This window comes from Streptomyces sp. NPDC093600, assembly GCF_044764755.1.
GTDB lineage: Bacteria > Actinomycetota > Actinomycetes > Streptomycetales > Streptomycetaceae > Streptomyces.
In genome coordinates this window covers 51281-64914 of the sequence record NZ_JBIWIU010000012.1, presented here as the reverse complement: position 1 = coordinate 64914, position 13634 = coordinate 51281, and the positions used below count along the sequence as shown (strand labels likewise).

The window sequence follows — 13634 nt, the reverse complement described above, 5'->3', positions numbered from 1 at the left end:
CCAAGTTGCGCCGCGCCGTCTGTCCGGGGTCATTCGACCCCATCACCAACGGACATCTCGACATCATCGCCCGCGCCTCCAAGCTGTACGACGTCGTACACGTCGCGGTGATGATCAACCAGTCCAAGAAGGGGCTGTTCACCGTCGACGAGCGGATCGAGCTGATCCGCGAGGTGACCGCCGACTTCGGGAACGTCGAGGTGGAGTCCTTCCACGGCCTCCTCGTCGACTTCTGCAAACAGCGCGACATCCCGGCCATCGTCAAGGGCCTCCGCGCGGTCAGCGACTTCGACTACGAGCTGCAGATGGCGCAGATGAACAACGGCCTCTCGGGCGTCGAGACCCTGTTCGTCCCCACCAACCCCACCTACAGCTTCCTGTCGTCCTCGCTGGTCAAGGAGGTCGCCGCCTGGGGCGGCGACGTCTCCCACCTGGTGCCCGAGGCCGTACTCGGACGGCTCACCGAGCGCCTCGCCCAGCAGCGCGGCGGACAGTGACCACGCGCCACCGCCGCTGACAGACCGTCACTCGGTGTCGGACGGGGGACGACTGCCCTTACAGTCGTCCCGTCCGTCTTCATTCAGCTGTAGAGAGTGGCGAACACCCGGTGGACGTGCAGAAGAAGCTCGACGAGATCGTTTCGACGGTCGCCAACGCCCGCTCCATGCCCATGTCGGCATCCTGTGTGATCAACCGCGCCGAGCTGCTCGCCCTGCTCGAAGAGGTACGGGAGGCCCTGCCGGGCTCGCTCGCCCAGGCCCAGGAGCTCCTCGGCGGGCGCGAGCAGATGGTCGAGCAGGCCCGTCGGGAGGCCGAGCGGATCATCGAGGCCGCCCACGCCGAGCGCGGCTCCCTGATCTCCGACACGCAGGTCGCCCGCCAGTCCCAGGACGAGGCCGACCGGATCCTCGCCGAGGCACGCCGCGAGGCCGAGGAGATCCGCGCCGAGGCCGACGACTACGTCGACTCCAAGCTCGCCAACTTCGAGGTCGTCCTCAACAAGACCATCGGCTCCGTCGACCGCGGCCGCGAGAAGCTCCTCGGCCGGGGCCCGGGCCTGGACGAGCAGGGGTACGCCGACGAGGACGCCCCGGAGTACAGCTCGGACCCGCAGACCCTGATCCACCGGGCCGACGCCTATGTCGACGCCAAGCTGGGCGCCTTCGAGGCCGTGCTGTCCAAGACCCTGGAGGCGGTCGGCCGCGGCCGGCAGAAGCTGCACGGGCGCACCACCAGCGACGCCCTGGGCGAGCACATGGCGGCCCAGGACGCGGCCGGCGGCGGCGCGGTGCACACCAGCGACGCCGACTATCTGGCCGGGCTCGCGGAGCTCGCCGACCCGGAGCCGGTGCGGCAGTACGTCCCGCAGGACGCCCCGCAGCTCCCGGCCCAGCAGCCCGACCCGTACGGCTACCAGCAGCAGCCTCAGGAGACGTACGCGTACCAGCAGCAGGACCCGTACGCCTACCAGAACCAGAACCAGGACCCGTACGCGTACCAGCAGCAGTACGCCTACGACCAGCAGCCGCAGCCCCCGCACCAGCCCCAGCAGCCGCAGGCCGCCGCTCTCGACGAGACCAGCTTCTTCGACACCGGCATGATCGACCTGGAGCAGCTGCGCCGGTACGAGCAGGGGCGCTGAGACCCCGGTGCCGCACGGGCCCGGATTGGGCCCTGAGCGAAGCGTCCAGTATCCTGGCTCTTCGGTCGCGCGTATGCCCGCGATCCACGCTGCCCGCTTCGTCTCTCGATTCGAACACGGCAGCCCTCCCACGAACCGAAAGCAGGAAGAACCCTGAGCACGCGCCTCGACCACCGCAACCCCCTCGTGTTCGACACACACGAGCTGGGGCGGCGTCCTGGTGCCCTCCAGCGGCTCTCCCGTTCGGTCGCGGCCCCCGCCGACCTCGGTGTCGAAGGGGTCGTGGGAGTGCCGGAAGGCGCCCCCGTGGAGATCGATCTCCGTCTCGAGTCGGTCATGGAAGGGGTGCTTGTCACAGGCACCGCCCGTGCATCGGCCGAGGGGGAGTGCGTAAGGTGTCTGGAGCCCGTCGAGCTTGAGCTCGACGTGGACTTCCAGGAGATGTTCTCGTACCCCGACTCCGACGACCGGGGCCGCTCCAAGGCGGCCGCGGGCGACGAAGCCGAGGAAGACGAGGACATGATCCCCCTCGAGGACGGCATGTTCGACCTCGAACCCGTGCTGCGTGATGCGGTGGTGCTCGCACTGCCGATGCAGCCGGTGTGCCGGGAGGACTGTGCGGGTCTGTGTTCCGAATGCGGAACCAACCTGAACGACAACCCGGACCACCACCATGAAGCCGTCGACATCCGTTGGGCGGCACTGCAGGGACTCGCCGGTTCGCTGGGAACCGATGAGAAGGACAACATGAGCGGCGACGAGCCTGGATCCGGACGCGCCGCCGAGAAGCAGGAGAAGTAGCCGTGGCTGTTCCGAAGCGGAAGATGTCGCGCAGCAACACGCGCCACCGCCGGTCGCAGTGGAAGGCTGCGGTCCCCACCCTGGTTTCGTGTGAGCGTTGCCAGGAGCCGAAGCAGCAGCACATCGCGTGCCCGAGCTGCGGCACCTACAACAAGCGCCAGGTCCTCTCGGTCTGAGTGGCTGGTGAGAGGCGCAATGTCTGAGTCCCACAAGACGGACAACAAGACGGACAATGCCTCGTCCCACACGCTTCTGGAAGGGCGGCTCGGGTATCAGCTCGAGTCCGCCCTTCTGGTGCGTGCGCTGACGCATCGCTCGTACGCGTACGAGAACGGCGGCCTGCCCACCAACGAGCGTCTGGAGTTCCTCGGGGACTCCGTGCTCGGCCTGGTGGTCACGGACACGCTGTACCGCACCCACCCCGACCTGCCCGAGGGCCAACTGGCCAAGCTGCGGGCCGCGGTGGTCAATTCGCGTGCGCTGGCGGAGGTCAGCCGCGGCCTCGAACTCGGCTCCTTCATCCGGCTCGGCCGGGGCGAAGAGGGCACGGGTGGCCGGGACAAGGCGTCCATCCTCGCCGACACCCTTGAAGCGGTGATCGGCGCGGTCTACCTCGACCAGGGCCTCGACGCGGCGTCCGAGCTGGTGCACCGGCTCTTCGACCCGCTGATCGAGAAGTCCTCGAACCTCGGTGCCGGACTGGACTGGAAGACCAGCCTCCAGGAGCTGACCGCGGCCGAGGGCCTGGGCGTTCCGGAGTACCTCGTCTCCGAGACGGGCCCGGACCACGAGAAGGTCTTCACTGCTGCCGCCCGCGTCGGTGGTGTCTCGTACGGCACCGGCACCGGCCGCAGCAAGAAGGAAGCGGAGCAGCAGGCCGCGGAATCCGCGTGGCGCGCGATCCGCTCGGCCGCGGACGAACGCCTGGCGGCGGCGAAGGCCGCGGCCGAGGCGGGAACGGAAGAGGGCGCCGACGTCTCTTCCGCCGCGGACCAGGCCTCGGCCTGAGACCACCGCTTCCTGAACGACCCCGCCCGGGACCCCGACCAGGGTCCCGGGCGGGGTCGTTCCGCGTGGAACCCTCCAGCCGGGGGTGGCCGTCCGGGCGGTAGGCTTCGGGCATCGTTCCCGTACCCCGTCCGGAGGAGTCCCGTGCCCGAGCTGCCCGAGGTCGAGGTCGTGCGGCGCGGTCTTGAACGCTGGGTCGGCGGGCGGACCGTGGGCGAGGTCGAGGTCCTGCACCCGCGGGCGGTGCGGCGCCACCCGGCCGGCGGCGAGGACTTCGCCGCACGGCTCAAGGGGCACCGGTTCGGGACCGCCCGGCGGCGCGGCAAGTACCTCTGGATCCCGCTCGCCGACTCCGACGCCTCCGTCCTCGGCCATCTCGGCATGAGCGGCCAGCTGCTCGTCCAGCCGGAGACGGCACCCGACGAGAAGCATCTGCGCATCCGCGTCCGGTTCGACGACGACCTCGGCACCGAGCTGCGCTTCGTCGACCAGCGGACCTTCGGCGGACTCTCGCTCCACGAGAACACGCCGGACGGCCTGCCCGACGTCATCGCCCACATCGCGCGCGACCCGCTGGACCCGGCGTTCGACGACGCGGCCTTCCAGGCCGCGCTGCGCCTGCGCCGTACGACCATCAAGCGCGCGCTGCTCGACCAGTCGCTGATCAGCGGGGTCGGCAACATCTACGCCGACGAGGCGCTGTGGCGGGCCAAGCTCCACTACGAACGCCCGACCGCGAGCCTGACCCGGCCCCGCTCGGCCGAGCTGCTCGGCCATGTACGCGACGTGATGAACGCGGCGCTCGCGGCAGGCGGGACCAGCTTCGACAGCCTGTACGTCAACGTGAACGGCGAATCCGGCTACTTCGACCGTTCCCTGGACGCGTACGGCCGCGAGGACGAGCCGTGCCGGCGCTGCGGGACGCCGATGCGCCGCCGCCCCTGGATGAACAGGTCCAGCTACTTCTGTCCGCGCTGCCAGCGCCCGCCGCGCGCCATCCTCTGAGAAGCCCGGGCGTCACGGCGCGACGGGCACGCTCGGCGCACGCGCCGCGTCGTAGCCCTCTCGCGCCGACAGCACCTGCGGCATCCGCCCCTCGACCAGGTCGATGAGGCGGCGCAGCTGCTCCGCGATCTCCCGGCCCAGCGGCGTCAGCCGGTAGTCCACCCGCGGCGGATTGGTCGGCCGCGCCTCACGGTGGACGAGCCCGTCCCGCTCCAGCGCGTGCAGGGTCTGCGCCAGCATCTTCTCGCTCACACCGTCGACCCGGCGGCGCAACTCGTTGAACCGGAACGTGCCCTCGTAGAGCGCGCCCAGGGTGAGCGAACCCCACCGCCCGGTCACATGCTCCAACGTCTCGCGCGAGGCGCAGGCCCGGGCGAACACGTCGAACACGAGGTCGTCACTCATCCCTCCACCTTACGCGCGGAGCGCTGCGCCCAGGAGAGCGCTCACTCGGGGATTGCGCTCAGGTCAGGTGACCCCGCGGTCTCGCCGAAGGGCGGGTACGGGTCAGTAGCCGAAGTCCTGGGTCCACCACGGGCCGCCGTCCGCGAAGTGGACGCCGACCCCCAGGGAGGTGAAGTCGCAGTTCAGGATGTTCGCGCGGTGTCCGTCACTGTTCATCCAGGACGACATCACGGCCGCGGCGTCCACCTGGCCGCGAGCGATGTTCTCGCCGCCCATGCCGGATATGCCTGCCTTGGCCGCTCGGTCCCACGGCGTCGCGCCGTCCGGGTCCGTGTGGTCGAAGAAGCCGCGCCGCGCCATGTCCTCGCTGAAGGCGTCGGCCAGCTCCGTCAGCTCCGCGTCGGAGCGGACGGGGACGCAGCCGACCTTGGCCCGCTCCAGGTTGACCAGGCGGACCACCTCCGCCGCGGCGGCCGCGTCACGGCTCACCAGGGCCGGGGCCGGGGCCTCGCTCCGCACGACCGGCTTCTCGGTCGTGGGCGCCGGCTTCGGCGTGGGATTCGCGGTCCGCACCGTCCTCGACGGCTTCGGGGAGGGCTTCTTCGGCGTCGGGGAGGCCGTGGTCCTCGACGGGGTGAGCGACGGCTTCGCCGACGGCGAGGCCTTCTTCCCGGCGGTGCCCGTACCCGCGCTCCTGCCCGCGCTCGGGGTGGGGGAGGAGGACCGGTCGGACGGGGTCGCCGAGGCACCGCCCTGCGTCGTCAGCTCCGGCGCCTGCTGGGCCTGGGAGTGGGAGCGGGTCTCGCCAGAGCTCGGGCTGCCGACGGTGTACGTGTCCCCGCCCGGCAGCAGACCCGAGGCGACGGCGACCGCGCCGACCGCCACCGCGGCGGAGGCACCGAGCAGCCCGGTGCGCACGGGCGCGCCCCGCTTCTTGCGGCGGGCCCCCCTGTGCCGGCGGTCCCCGTCCGCCGCGTACCCTTCTGCGGCGGGCGCGGCGCCGGAGCGACGATGGCGTCCCATCTGCTCTGCCTTCCTGACGACGACCTGTGCTGTGCTGTGCTCTTTGCGATCTTTGCTTCTGTGGAGCCTGTCAGAGAGGACTCACCCATGCGGGTGAGCCCTATTCGGTCGGGACTGTACGCCATGACGCGCGGGGGCGGTGCCCCTCTGCGGTGATCGGCCCGTTAGCGTGCAGCCATGAACGAAGACGTACGGCTCACCGCCTGGGTACGCGGTCGAGTACAGGGAGTGGGCTTCCGCTGGTTCACCAGGGCAAACGCGCTGGAGATCGGCGGCCTGGTCGGATTCGCGCTCAATCTCGACGACGGACGGGTGCAGGTCGTCGCCGAAGGGCCGCGTGAGAATTGCCACCGTCTGCTCGACTGGCTCCGCTCCGACGACACACCCGGGCGCGTCGACGGGGTGACTGAGATCTGGGACACCCCGCGCGGCGGCTACGACGGCTTCGCGATCCGCTGACGACCGTTCCCCGCTCACTCCGTCCGGTGGTCCGCGCGATCACCGGGCGGACGTTCGAGCAACGTCACCTGACGGGGAAATGACCAGGTGGTTGCCGAGAAGGGCTTGCCTTGTCCGGTCGCACGAGGAAGGATGATCTCCACAGCCCCAGAGGCACCGATGTCGCGAGGCCCGCCGCACGTTCCGCGGTCGTGGACCCCCCGGTCGCCCCTTGATGCGGGGCGTGATCGTGTTGACCGTCAAACTTTTTGGTGAGACTCTGGAAGCCCCGCGCACCTTAGCTGTTTGGCAGTGAGAACCGGCACCACAAGAAGTACTGCCGAGCACCGCGGGTGCGAATCCCTCACGACCCAACCGCATCGGTCGGTCACTCATTGTGGAGGACCATCCATCATGGCAAAGGCGCTTCTCGGTTACGTCGGCGGCTCCGACCCGCGACTCCTCGCCGAGATGCGACGGCTTCAGCAGCGCGTTCAGGACCTCGAGTCCGAGCTTGTACGGATTCAGTCCGAGAACGACGCGCTCAACGCTGCCGCCGCACAGCACGGAGACTCGCTGCTCGACCGCATCGACCTCGACGTACCCCAGGCGGAGCCTGCGCTCACCTGATGTCTCAGCCCGCAGGGGCCAGGTGAGAGACACTCTCGCTGGCACAGCCAGATATGCAAGGGACGCTTCGGCGTCCCTTCTTTCTTGAGTCCCCCGTTTCTCCGGTTCCCCAGGCCCCACCCCTTTTCCTGAGGGAGGGTCTGCCCTGCGCCTTCGGGGGCGAAACGCACGCGCCCCGGTAGAGTCCGGGGGCGTGCATCTCAAGGCCCTGACACTCCGCGGTTTCAAGTCGTTCGCCTCCGCCACCACGCTGCGGTTCGAACCCGGAATCACCTGTGTCGTGGGCCCCAACGGATCCGGCAAGTCCAACGTCGTGGACGCGCTGTCCTGGGTCATGGGGGAGCAGGGCGCCAAGTCGCTGCGCGGCGGCAAGATGGAGGACGTCATCTTCGCCGGCACGACCGGGCGGCCGCCGCTCGGCCGCGCCGAGGTCTCCCTGACCATCGACAACTCCGACGGCGCGCTGCCCATCGACTACGCCGAGGTCACCCTCACCCGGATCATGTTCCGCGGCGGCAGCAGCGAGTACCAGATCAACGGCGACACCTGCCGGCTGCTCGACATCCAGGACCTGCTCTCCGACTCCGGCATCGGGCGCGAGATGCACGTGATCGTCGGCCAGGGGCAGCTCGACTCCGTCCTGCACGCCGACCCGATGGGGCGGCGCGCCTTCATCGAGGAGGCGGCCGGCGTCCTCAAGCACCGCAAGCGCAAGGAGAAGGCGCTGCGGAAGCTGGACGCGATGCAGGCCAACCTCGCGCGCGTGCAGGACCTCACCGACGAACTACGGCGCCAGCTCAAGCCCCTCGGCCGGCAGGCGGCGGTCGCCCGCCGCGCCGCGGTCATCCAGGCCGACCTGCGCGACGCCCGGCTGCGGCTGCTCTCCGACGATCTCGTACGGCTCCAGGAGGCGCTGAAGGCCGAGGTCGCCGACGAGGCCGCGCTCAAGGAGCGCAGGGAGAGCGCCGAGGCCGAGCTGCGGGCCGCGCTCGCCAAGGAGGCGGACCTCGAGGACGAGGTGCGGCGGCTCGCCCCGCGCCTCCAGCGGGCCCAGCAGACCTGGTACGAGCTCTCCCAGCTCGCCGAGCGGGTGCGCGGCACGGTCTCGCTCGCCGACGCGCGCGTGAAGAGCGTCACCACCCAGCCGCCGGAGGAGCGTCGCGGACGCGACCCGGAGGACATGGAGCGCGAGGCGGCCCGTATCCGCGAGCAGGAGGCCGAACTGGAGGCCGCGCTGGAGGCGGCCGAGCGGGCGCTCGAGGACACCGTCGCGCACCGCGCCGAGCTGGAACGCGAGCTGGCGGTGGAGGAGCGGCGGCTCAAGGACGTGGCCCGTGCCATCGCCGACCGGCGCGAGGGGCTTGCCCGGCTGCACGGCCAGGTCAACGCCGCCCGCTCGCGTGCCGCGTCCGCCCAGGCCGAGATCGACCGGCTCGCCGCCGCGCGCGACGAGGCGCGGGAACGGGCGACCCGGGCCCAGGAGGAGTACGAGCAGCTCAAGGCCGAGGTCGACGGGCTCGACGCGGACGACACCGAGCTGGGGGAGCGGTACGAGGCCGCCCGTCGGGACCTCGCCGAGGCGGAGGCCGCCCTGACGGCCGCCCGGGAGGCCGCCACCGCCGCCGACCGCAGCCGCGCGGCGACCCGCGCCCGGCACGAGGCCCTCGCCCTGGGCCTGCGCCGCAAGGACGGCACCGGTGCGCTGCTCGCCGCGCAGGACATCGTGGACGGTCTCCTCGGCCCCGCGGCGGAACTCCTCACGGTCACCCCCGGGTACGAGATCCCCGTCGCCGCCGCCCTCGGCGCCGCGGCCGACGCGATCGCCGTATCGGGCCCCGCCTCGGCGGCCCAGGCGCTGCGCCTGCTGCGCAAGCAGGACGCCGGCCGCGCGTCTCTGCTGCTCACGGGCGCGGAGGCCCCCGAGCCCGCCGGTCGCGCGTCGCGGTTGCTCACGGGCGTGGAGGCGGCGGAGGCCCCCGAGCCCGCCGCCGACGGCATCGGCCAGGACCGGGACGGCTCGGCCACTTCCGCCGACGGCCGCCCGGAGGCCACCGCCGGCGGCTTGGCGTCGCCGGAGGCGTACGGCGTCGTCACGGTGGAACCCGGAAGCGGCCCGGCGGCACCCGGCGCCGAGCATCGCGGCTACGCGGAGCACCCCGGCCACGCCGCGCACCCCGGCCACGCGCCTCGGTGCACGCCCGCCGTCTCCCTCGTGCGCGGACCGGAGGAGCTCATGGGGGCCGTGCGGCGCCTGCTCGACGGGATCGTCGTGGTCGGCAGCCTGGAGGAGGCCGAGGAGCTTGTCCGCGTCCGGCCCCGGCTGACCGCGGTCACGCCCGAGGGGGACCTGCTCGGGGCCCACTTCGCGCAGGGCGGCTCCGCCGGGGCGCCGAGCCTGCTGGAGGTGCAGGCGTCCGTCGACGAGGCCGCCGCCGAGCTGGCGGAGCTCGACGTGCGCTGCGAAGCGCTGGCGTCGGCCCAGCGGGAGGCCGAGGAGCGCCGCCGAGCCGCCGCCGCGCTCGTCGAGGAGCTGGCCGAACGCCGCCGCGCCGCCGACCGGGAGAAGTCCGCCGTCGCCCAGCAGCTCGGGCGTCTCGCGGGCCAGGCCCGCGGCGCAGCAGGGGAGGCCGAGCGGACCGCCGCGGCCGCCGCCCGCGCCCAGGAGTCCCTGGAGAAGGCGCTGTACGAGGCGGAGGAGCTGGCCGAACGGCTCCTCGTCGCCGAGGAGGCCCCGGCCGAGGAGGAACCCGACACCTCCGTGCGCGACCGGCTCGCCGCGGACGGCGCCAACGCCCGCCAGACGGAGATGGAGGCCAGGCTCCAGCTCCGTACCCACGAGGAACGGGTCAAGGGCCTCGCCGGCCGCGCGGACTCCCTCGACCGGGCCGCACGCGCCGAACGCGAGGCACGCGCGCGTGCGGAGCAGCGCCGCGCCCGGCTGCGCCACGAGGCCGAGGTCGCCACCGCCGTCGCCGCCGGAGCCCGGCAGCTGCTGGCCCATATCGAGGTCTCCCTGGTCCGGGCCGAGCGGGAGCGCGCCCTGGCCGAGGCCGCCAAGGGCGCCCGCGAGCAGGGCCTCGCGGCCGCCCGCGCCCGGGGCCGGGACCTGAAGGCCGAACTCGACAGGCTCACCGACTCCGTCCACCGGGGCGAGGTCCTCGGTGCGGAGAAACGGCTGCGGATCGAGCAGCTGGAGACCAAGGCCCTGGAGGAGTTCGGTGTCGAGCCGGCCGGCCTGATCTCCGAGTACGGCCCCCATCAGCTCGTACCGCCGTCGCCGCCCGCGGACGGCGAGACACTGCCCGAGGACCCGGAGCACCCGCGCAACCAGCCGCGCCCCTTCGTCCGCGCGGAGCAGGAGAAGCGGCTGAAGGCCGCCGAGCGGGCGTACCAGCAGCTCGGAAAGGTGAACCCGCTGGCCCTTGAGGAGTTCGCGGCGCTGGAGGAGCGCCACCAGTTCCTCTCCGAGCAGCTGGAGGACCTGAAGAAGACCCGCGCCGACCTCCTTCAGGTGGTGAAGGAGGTCGACGTGCGCGTCGAGCAGGTCTTCACCGAGGCGTACCGGGACACCGCCCGCGAGTTCGAGGGCGTCTTCTCGCGTCTCTTCCCCGGGGGCGAGGGGCGGCTGGTCCTGACCGACCCCGACAACATGCTCACCACCGGCGTCGACGTGGAGGCCCGCCCGCCGGGCAAGAAGGTGAAGCGGCTCTCGCTGCTCTCCGGCGGCGAGCGGTCGTTGACCGCCGTGGCGATGCTGGTCTCGATCTTCAAGGCCCGCCCCAGCCCGTTCTACGTGATGGACGAGGTCGAGGCGGCGCTGGACGACACCAACCTTCAGCGGCTGATCCGGATCATGCGGGAGCTCCAGGAGTCCTCGCAGCTGATCGTGATCACGCACCAGAAGCGGACCATGGAGGTCGCGGACGCCCTCTACGGCGTTTCCATGCAGGGCGACGGGGTATCGAAGGTCATCAGCCAGCGGCTGCGCTGACCCTGGTCATTCAAGACTTGAACGCAAGGCAACGTGCCGTCCGCCAGAATTCACAAGTGAACAAGTCTTGACTTCGAAACTTGAAGGAATAGTCTCTGCAACGTTGCTTTTACCTTCAAGTGGTGGGCGGCGTGAAGTTGTGCGCCACTGGAAGGGCTCGCCCCCCCACGCCCCGGCGACGCTGCCGGAGCCTCCAGGAGTCCATGTGACCAGCACCGCTCAGGCGCCCACGCCGCCGCCGTCCGAAGGCCGAGCCGCCCACCCGGACCACCTCGGCCACGTCATCTTCATCACGGCGTCCGCCGCGATGGGCGGTTTCCTCTTCGGGTACGACAGCTCCGTCATCAACGGCGCCGTCGAAGCCATCCGGGACCGCTACGACATCGGCTCCGGGACGCTCGCCCAGGTCATCGCCATCGCCCTGATCGGCTGTGCCATCGGCGCCGCGACCGCAGGCCGGATGGCCGACAAGATCGGCCGCATCCGCTGCATGCAGATCGCCGCCGTGCTGTTCTCCATCAGCGCCGTGGGCTCGGCCCTGCCCTTCGCCCTCTGGGACCTCGCCTTCTGGCGGATCGTCGGCGGCTTCGCCATCGGCATGGCCTCGGTGATCGGCCCCGCGTACATCGCCGAAGTCGCCCCCGCCGCCTACCGAGGCCGCCTCGGCTCCTTCCAGCAGGCCGCCATCGTCATCGGCATCGCCATCTCCCAGCTGGTCAACTACGGCATCCTGCAGCTCGCCGACGGCGACCAGCGCGGAGAGATCGGCGGCCTCGAAGCCTGGCAGTGGATGCTCGGCGTGATGGTGGTCCCCGCCGTCCTCTACGGCCTGCTCTCCTTCGCCATCCCCGAGTCCCCGCGCTTCCTGATCTCCGTGGGCAAGGTCGACCGGGCCAAGGAGGTCCTGGCCGAGGTCGAGGGCCACAGCGTCAACCTCGACCACCGCGTCGCCGAGATCGAGCTGGCCATGCGCCGCGAGCACAAGTCCACCTTCAGGGACCTGCTCGCCACCGGCCGCCGCTTCAAGCTGCTGCCCATCGTCTGGGTCGGCATCGGACTCTCGGTCTTCCAGCAGCTCGTCGGCATCAACGTCGCCTTCTACTACTCCGCGACGCTCTGGCAGTCCGTCGGCATCGACCCGTCCAGCTCGTTCTTCTACTCGTTCACCACGTCGATCATCAACATCGTCGGCACGGTGATCGCGATGGTCCTGGTCGACCGGGTGGGCCGCAAGCCGCTCGCGCTGGTCGGCTCCATCGGTATGGCCATCGCCCTCGCCTTCGAGGCGTGGGCCTTCTCCGCCGACCTCGTCGACGGCAAGCTGCCCGAGACCCAGGGCGTCGTCGCGCTCGTCGCCGCCCATGTCTTCGTGCTCTTCTTCGCCCTCTCCTGGGGCGTGGTCGTCTGGGTCTTCCTCGGCGAGATGTTCCCCAACCGGATCCGCGCCGCCGCCCTGGGCGTCGCCGCCTCCGCGCAGTGGATCGCCAACTGGGCCATCACCGCGAGCTTCCCGTCCCTCGCGGACTGGAACCTCTCCGGCACCTACGTCATCTACACGGTCTTCGCCGTGCTCTCCATCCCCTTCGTGCTGCGGTACGTGAAGGAGACCAAGGGCAAGGCGTTGGAGGAGATGGGCTAACCCCCGCTGCCCCTCTCCTCGACCACGGAACTGCCCCGGCTCAGGGCCCTATGCCCCGAGTCGGGGCAGTACGTCTTCCCCGAACAGCCGCAGACTCCGCCACGCCTCGTCGACCGGCATCCCGCCGCACAGGGGATGCAGCACCAGACTCTCCAGGCCGAGAGCGAGACACTCCCGCGGCGTGACGATCCGGTAGACCCCCTCCGCGCGCAGCTCCGCCACCGTCGTCGCCGTCGACCGCACGGCCGAGCGGATGTCCTTCGACTGCCAGGAGGCGTACGTCCGCGCCTCGTGCAGGAAATGCTCCCCGTACAGCTCCCAGGACCGGTCCGGGTCCTCCGAGAGATGCAGCAGCGGGGTCTCCTCCGCCGGCATCATCGTCCAGCCCTCCGTGCCGTACTCCGCGCACAGGCGCCGGTAGTCCGCCTCCAGCTCGGGCAGATGGGCGCTCGGGAAGAACGGCAGGCCCAGCCGGGCCGCCCGCCGCGCCGCCGCCTTCGAGGAGCCGCCCACGAGCAGCAGCGGATGCGGCTGGGTGAAGGGCCGCGGAGTGATCCGTACCGTACGGCCCTGGTACGTGAAGGGCTCGCCGGACCACGCCTGGAGCAGGGTCTCCAGGAGCAGGTCCTGCAGCTTGCCGCGCCGGCCCCAGTCGACCCCGCGCTCCTCGTACTCCTCGGGGCGGTAGCCGATGCCCGCCACCGTCACCAGCCGGCCCCCGCTCAGCAGATCGAGGACCGCGATCTCCTCGGCCAGCCGCAGCGGGTCGTGCAGCGGACCGATGGCGGCGGACACGGTGACCGCGATCCGCCTCGTCGCCCCGAACACGGCGCCCGCGAAGGCGAAGGGGGAGGGGAGCCAGTTGTTCGCGGCCCCGTGGTGCTCCTCGGTCTGGACCGTGTCGATCCCGTGCTCGTCGGCGTAGGCGGCCATGGCGAGCGCGGCGCGGTAGCGCTCCGAGAGGGACGCGGGGGTCGCGCGGGGATCGACGAGATTGAACCGTACGACTGTGAAGGGCATGGGAAGTCCCCCTCCGCGGGCGGGCGAGCGTG

Annotated in this window: 13 protein-coding genes; 10 read left to right on the top strand and 3 right to left on the bottom strand. The window is 71.3% G+C overall.

What is annotated here, in order from left to right:
- Positions 1-5 precede the first annotated feature (5 nt).
- The 6 genes from coaD (at position 6) to mutM (ending at position 4456) form a co-directional block, all read left to right on the top strand.
- Entirely contained in the window at positions 6-497 is a 492-nt protein-coding gene (coaD, locus tag ACIRB4_RS25995) for a pantetheine-phosphate adenylyltransferase (RefSeq protein ID WP_356894206.1), read from the top strand.
- Positions 498-607: 110 nt separating this feature from the next.
- The gene (locus ACIRB4_RS25990; RefSeq protein WP_403294586.1) at positions 608-1642 is read left to right on the top strand and encodes an ATP synthase F0 subunit B; all 1035 of its coding nucleotides are present in this window, start codon (positions 608-610) and stop codon (positions 1640-1642) included.
- A gap of 153 nt (positions 1643-1795) precedes the next feature.
- Complete coding sequence (locus tag ACIRB4_RS25985) at positions 1796-2443, top strand: YceD family protein (RefSeq protein WP_403294718.1); 648 nt, start codon at positions 1796-1798, stop codon at positions 2441-2443.
- A gap of 2 nt (positions 2444-2445) precedes the next feature.
- Positions 2446-2619: a 50S ribosomal protein L32 gene (rpmF, locus tag ACIRB4_RS25980; protein ID WP_030496967.1), complete on the top strand. Its 174-nt coding sequence runs from the start codon at positions 2446-2448 to the stop codon at positions 2617-2619.
- A 19-nt stretch (positions 2620-2638) separates the two neighbouring features.
- Complete coding sequence (gene rnc / locus ACIRB4_RS25975) at positions 2639-3451, top strand: ribonuclease III (RefSeq protein WP_403294585.1); 813 nt, start codon at positions 2639-2641, stop codon at positions 3449-3451.
- Positions 3452-3595: 144 nt separating this feature from the next.
- A complete protein-coding gene (mutM, locus tag ACIRB4_RS25970; RefSeq protein ID WP_403294584.1) occupies positions 3596-4456 on the top strand; it encodes a bifunctional DNA-formamidopyrimidine glycosylase/DNA-(apurinic or apyrimidinic site) lyase in 861 nt (286 codons plus the stop codon).
- 12 nt (positions 4457-4468) lie between these two features.
- On the opposite strand, the gene ACIRB4_RS25965 is transcribed toward mutM, so the two are convergent.
- Entirely contained in the window at positions 4469-4861 is a 393-nt protein-coding gene (locus tag ACIRB4_RS25965; RefSeq protein WP_403294583.1) for a winged helix-turn-helix transcriptional regulator, read from the bottom strand.
- 102 nt (positions 4862-4963) lie between these two features.
- A complete protein-coding gene (locus ACIRB4_RS25960) occupies positions 4964-5884 on the bottom strand; it encodes a CAP domain-containing protein (RefSeq protein ID WP_403294582.1) in 921 nt (306 codons plus the stop codon).
- Positions 5885-6061: 177 nt separating this feature from the next.
- On the opposite strand from ACIRB4_RS25960, the gene ACIRB4_RS25955 reads away from it, so the two are divergent.
- The 4 genes from ACIRB4_RS25955 to ACIRB4_RS25940 all read left to right on the top strand — a co-directional run bounded on the left by ACIRB4_RS25955 (position 6062) and on the right by ACIRB4_RS25940 (position 12582).
- Positions 6062-6343 (top strand): acylphosphatase, encoded by a 282-nt coding sequence (locus tag ACIRB4_RS25955; RefSeq protein ID WP_403294581.1) that lies wholly within the window; start codon positions 6062-6064, stop codon positions 6341-6343.
- A 393-nt stretch (positions 6344-6736) separates the two neighbouring features.
- The gene (locus tag ACIRB4_RS25950) at positions 6737-6952 is read left to right on the top strand and encodes a hypothetical protein (RefSeq protein ID WP_403294580.1); all 216 of its coding nucleotides are present in this window, start codon (positions 6737-6739) and stop codon (positions 6950-6952) included.
- 193 nt (positions 6953-7145) lie between these two features.
- Positions 7146-10943, top strand: coding sequence for an AAA family ATPase (locus ACIRB4_RS25945; RefSeq protein WP_403294579.1), 3798 nt, complete (start codon positions 7146-7148; stop codon positions 10941-10943).
- A gap of 205 nt (positions 10944-11148) precedes the next feature.
- Complete coding sequence (locus ACIRB4_RS25940) at positions 11149-12582, top strand: sugar porter family MFS transporter (RefSeq protein ID WP_403294578.1); 1434 nt, start codon at positions 11149-11151, stop codon at positions 12580-12582.
- A 48-nt stretch (positions 12583-12630) separates the two neighbouring features.
- On the opposite strand, the gene ACIRB4_RS25935 is transcribed toward ACIRB4_RS25940, so the two are convergent.
- The gene (locus ACIRB4_RS25935) at positions 12631-13602 is read right to left on the bottom strand and encodes an LLM class flavin-dependent oxidoreductase (RefSeq protein ID WP_403294577.1); all 972 of its coding nucleotides are present in this window, start codon (positions 13600-13602) and stop codon (positions 12631-12633) included.
- Between the last annotated feature and the right edge of the window lie 32 nt (positions 13603-13634).

Excerpts from the sequence above, each read along its gene's own strand:
- ACIRB4_RS25935 (WP_403294577.1), bottom strand. The coding sequence starts at position 13,602 with ATGCCCTTCACAGTCGTACGGTTCAATCTCGTCGATCCCCGCGCGACC.
- ACIRB4_RS25965 (WP_403294583.1), bottom strand. The coding sequence starts at position 4,861 with ATGAGTGACGACCTCGTGTTCGACGTGTTCGCCCGGGCCTGCGCCTCG.
- ACIRB4_RS25960 (WP_403294582.1), bottom strand. The coding sequence starts at position 5,884 with ATGGGACGCCATCGTCGCTCCGGCGCCGCGCCCGCCGCAGAAGGGTAC.
- ACIRB4_RS25950 (WP_403294580.1), top strand. The coding sequence starts at position 6,737 with ATGGCAAAGGCGCTTCTCGGTTACGTCGGCGGCTCCGACCCGCGACTC.
- rnc (WP_403294585.1), top strand. The coding sequence starts at position 2,639 with ATGTCTGAGTCCCACAAGACGGACAACAAGACGGACAATGCCTCGTCC.
- ACIRB4_RS25955 (WP_403294581.1), top strand. The coding sequence starts at position 6,062 with ATGAACGAAGACGTACGGCTCACCGCCTGGGTACGCGGTCGAGTACAG.